Source organism: Legionella sp., from assembly GCF_965140895.1.
In the GTDB taxonomy this organism is placed as follows: Bacteria; Pseudomonadota; Gammaproteobacteria; order Legionellales; family Legionellaceae; genus Legionella.
Map to the genome: position 1 here is coordinate 1 of NZ_CBCSKT010000110.1, position 1,563 is coordinate 1,563.

A 1,563-nucleotide genomic window follows, 5' to 3' on the forward strand; every position below is an offset into this window, starting at 1 on the left:
GGCACTCACATGGTTAAAACGGGAATGCCTGCTAAAAGTGGGGTATCTGGTTACACTATAGCGACTGTTCCTGGTAAGGCTGGTATCGCTGTACTCAGTCCCAAGGTGAACTCTAAAGGAAATAGCGTGCGCGGAGAAATCATGTTGGAAGGGCTGTCTAAAGCAATGGGATGGCATTTTGCTTTGCCCTAAAATGGTTGCAAAACCACCAGCAGAAAATCCTACAGCGATTATTTTGTTGGTGTCAAATTGTTTTAATGTGCCTAAGTAATTTACCGCACCGTGGAGCATCGTCGGATGCTGCTTGAGCGGCTTTCATGTAATTCTCTTTAATTCTGCGCTGTTTAAAGACTATAGAACAAATTCCTTATTTTTCAAAGTAATAGTTGCGAATTACCGGGAGTTGAGCGAGGTGTCCATAAAGTCCAGAGTGAGAGGCTAGCTTCATCTAGGTACCCTAGACCGTGTTAACGTGCTTTTCACTCCGAACTATAGGTGCCAGGCGAATTCGGGATTTTATAGATTAAATAATACTACAATACCGCAGTTATACAACTCGGTTCCACGTTACGATTTTTTACAAACGTATATTCTGAAATAGAGGCTTGAGCAAAAAATACATCCTTTGAATTTTTGATTTTCAATAGTCTTTCTGGAACCTTCGGGACTGCATTTTTTTCTTCGCTTGAATTAGGCGTATTCGCTGGGCTGCGATTAAGCAAAGCCAATGGTGACGGTTCTGATGGAGCCTCTTTTGTCTCTACCTTTTGCACCGGGTTTAGGCTGCTAGAAATTTGTTGTTCCAGGTACGGGTATGCCATCCAGCCCATAAGAAATACTCCGGTAAGAGCAAGGCTAATTGAAAGATAGATTATGCTGCAAGCTAGAATTACTAAAGCGACCGAGCATATTAATATTTGTTGTGTATCCCAAAAGCTTTTTTCTGGAATTTCAGCTTGCAAGAGCGAAGGCTCTACTTTTATCAACGGCTTTGGCTTTAATCGCTCTAGCCCTGCGGTAAATCGTTCCATAGTTAAGTTAAATTTAGTTTGAAACAGCAGCAAGAACGTTCAAAAATGCGCCTACTAGAAGACGCACGTTATTTTATGACCCATGAGTATATTCTTAAACTTCGAGAAACAGCAGATAAAATTTTAATGCGTCAATATGGCAAAGGCGCCTCGATTACAGAACATCAAAATTTACTAAGAACCTTAAACATACTGAATCAAAATGCAGAAAAACATTATGAACACTTGTTAAAAACACATAAAACCCTGGATGACAATGATACCCGTGAGTTTTTGGCTGCACGAATTAATGATCAGAATTTAGTTCTTAATCAGTGGATTCCGCAAGATAAATATAATTCAGTACAATTTGTAGAGCCATCAATCCCTCTTGACGTATTCACTGGTGCGACTTTGCAATTACAAGGAATAGAGATTAACCAATTAAGTGCTTTAGCTTATATTTTCTCCTGCAAATGGAGCATGGATGGTCATCAAAAAGCAATGCAAAACATTCAGACAGGCGAAGAAGTTATCGAGCTATTTGATCCCT

3 protein-coding genes are annotated in these 1,563 nt (G+C 39.9%); 2 read left to right on the forward strand and 1 reads right to left on the reverse strand.

The genetic code is table 11. The features are described from left to right. Window positions 1–192: glutaminase (locus tag ACQY7T_RS11520; RefSeq protein WP_428413559.1), on the forward strand; the 192-nt coding region annotated here is incomplete at its 5' end. A gap of 341 nt (window positions 193–533) precedes the next feature. Here ACQY7T_RS11520 and ACQY7T_RS11525 read toward each other — a convergent pair. Beyond that, window positions 534–1,064, reverse strand: a complete 531-nt coding sequence (locus ACQY7T_RS11525; RefSeq protein ID WP_428413561.1) for a hypothetical protein — start codon at window positions 1,062–1,064, stop codon at window positions 534–536. Between the two features lie 12 nt (window positions 1,065–1,076). On the opposite strand from ACQY7T_RS11525, the gene ACQY7T_RS11530 reads away from it, so the two are divergent. Then, a partial coding sequence (locus ACQY7T_RS11530) for a hypothetical protein (protein WP_428413563.1) occupies window positions 1,077–1,563 on the forward strand: 487 nt, incomplete at its 3' end.